Origin of the sequence: Klebsiella sp. 1SOBk10mer (assembly GCF_046602535.1) — a bacterium.
Lineage (GTDB): Bacteria > Pseudomonadota > Gammaproteobacteria > Enterobacterales > Enterobacteriaceae > Klebsiella > Klebsiella quasipneumoniae.
In genome coordinates this window covers 1-820 of sequence record NZ_JBKIUP010000059.1, presented here as the reverse complement: position 1 = coordinate 820, position 820 = coordinate 1, and the positions used below count along the sequence as shown (strand labels likewise).

General features: G+C 52.4%; 1 protein-coding gene. It reads right to left on the bottom strand.

Features of this window, described 5'->3' with window-relative positions; genetic code table 11:
• Positions 1-52: 52 nt before the first annotated feature.
• Positions 53-757, bottom strand: a complete 705-nt coding sequence (locus ACLH1I_RS26590; protein ID WP_001067855.1) for an IS6-like element IS26 family transposase — start codon at positions 755-757, stop codon at positions 53-55.
• Between the last annotated feature and the right edge of the window lie 63 nt (positions 758-820).

Below are 820 nucleotides of genomic sequence, written 5' to 3'. Positions count from 1 at the left end.
GGCACTGTTGCAAAGTTAGCGATGAGGCAGCCTTTTGTCTTATTCAAAGGCCTTACATTTCAAAAACTCTGCTTACCAGGCGCATTTCGCCCAGGGGATCACCATAATAAAATGCTGAGGCCTGGCCTTTGCGTAGTGCACGCATCACCTCAATACCTTTGATGGTGGCGTAAGCCGTCTTCATGGATTTAAATCCCAGCGTGGCGCCGATTATCCGTTTCAGTTTGCCATGATCGCATTCAATCACGTTGTTCCGGTACTTAATCTGTCGGTGTTCAACGTCAGACGGGCACCGGCCTTCGCGTTTGAGCAGAGCAAGCGCGCGACCATAGGCGGGCGCTTTATCCGTGTTGATGAATCGCGGGATCTGCCACTTCTTCACGTTGTTGAGGATTTTACCCAGAAACCGGTATGCAGCTTTGCTGTTACGACGGGAGGAGAGATAAAAATCGACAGTGCGGCCCCGGCTGTCGACGGCCCGGTACAGATACGCCCAGCGGCCATTGACCTTCACGTAGGTTTCATCCATGTGCCACGGGCAAAGATCGGAAGGGTTACGCCAGTACCAGCGCAGCCGTTTTTCCATTTCAGGCGCATAACGCTGAACCCAGCGGTAAATCGTGGAGTGATCGACATTCACTCCGCGTTCAGCCAGCATCTCCTGCAGCTCACGGTAACTGATGCCGTATTTGCAGTACCAGCGTACGGCCCACAGAATGATGTCACGCTGAAAATGCCGGCCTTTGAATGGGTTCATGTGCAGCTCCATCAGCAAAAGGGGATGATAAGTTTATCACCACCGACTATTTGCAACAGTGCC

What these genes read in the sequence shown, in the direction of transcription:
- ACLH1I_RS26590 (WP_001067855.1), bottom strand. Translation starts at nt 757, where the DNA reads ATGAACCCATTCAAAGGCCGGCATTTTCAGCGTGACATCATTCTGTGG.